Raw genomic sequence first — 836 nt, 5'->3', positions numbered from 1 at the left:
CTCGTTTGAGGGCCACCCAAGTAGCACAGGGCCCGAGGAATCCTGTGTGAATCTGGCGGGACCACCCGTTAAGCCTAAATATTCCCTGGTGACCGATAGTGGATAGTACCGTGAGGGAATGGTGAAAAGTACCGCGGGAGCGGAGTGAAAGAGTACCTGAAACCGTGTGCCTACAAGCCGTGGGAGCCTCGCAATCAGTCTTCGGGCTGGTTGTGGTGACTGCGTGCCTTTTGAAGAATGAGCCTGCGAGTTTGCGGTGTGTTGCGAGGTTAACCTGTGGTGGGGAGCCGTAGCGAAAGCGAGTCCGAAGAGGGCGACTTGAGTAGCATGCCCAAGACCCGAAGCGGGGTGATCTAGCCATGGGCAGGGTGAAGCGTGGGTAAGACTGCGTGGAGGCCCGAACCCACCAGAGTTGAAAATCTGGGGGATGACCTGTGGTTAGGGGTGAAAGGCCAATCAGACTCCGTGATAGCTGGTTCTCCCCGAAATGCATTTAGGTGCAGCGTCGTGTGTTTCTTGCCGGAGGTAGAGCACTGGGTAGGTGATGGGCCTTACCGGGTTACTGACCTTAGCCAAACTCCGAATGCCGGTAAGTGTAAGCGCGGCAGTGAGACTGTGGGGGATAAGCTCCATGGTCGAGAGGGAAACAGCCCAGAGCATCGACTAAGGCCCCTAAGCGTGTGCTAAGTGGGAAAGGATGTGGAGTCGCCCAGACAGCCAGGAGGTTGGCTTAGAAGCAGCCATCCTTGAAAGAGTGCGTAATAGCTCACTGGTCGAGTGATTCTGCGCCGATAATGTAGCGGGGCTCAAGTACACCGCCGAAGTCGTGTCGCCAC

General features: G+C 56.6%; 1 rRNA gene. It reads left to right on the top strand.

What is annotated here, in order from left to right:
* Window positions 1–836, top strand: a 23S ribosomal RNA gene (locus RM780_RS27565); the annotation flags it as partial.

The organism is Streptomyces boetiae, assembly GCF_031845405.1.
GTDB lineage: Bacteria > Actinomycetota > Actinomycetes > Streptomycetales > Streptomycetaceae > Streptomyces > Streptomyces boetiae.
Note: the sequence above shows the minus strand (reverse complement) of the source record. Positions and strands in the feature narration are given on the sequence as shown.